Below are 344 nucleotides of genomic sequence, written 5' to 3' on the forward strand. Positions count from 1 at the left end.
GGCTCGTCGGCAATGTCGCCTTCGCGCTTGGGGCCCAGCCACTCGATCAGTTTTGGCGAGAAGTAGAAACCCTTGCCCTTTTCCTTGTAGCGACGCAGGCCGATGACGTTGGCGTAATCGGTGTTGATCACCAACTCGCCGTTTTCAAAGGAGGCCAGGCGCGAAAAATCGTACTTGCTGGCATCGCCATAAGGCGCCATGCCCATGACCTTGAACTCACCGTCGAGCATCTCGAAACCGAGGAACTCGGTGATCGCGCCGTACAGGCCGCCCAGGGAGTCCGGATCGTAGAATTCCTTGATCTTGTGGATCTTGCCGTTTTCGCCGTAACCGAAGAACGTGGT

At 57.0% G+C, this 344-nt stretch carries 1 pseudogene; it reads right to left on the reverse strand.

From position 1 onward, the window contains the following. A pseudogene (locus AC0L20_RS40315) lies at positions 1-344 on the reverse strand (hypothetical protein); the annotation flags it as partial.

The organism is Bradyrhizobium sp. Kon58, from assembly GCF_055807455.1.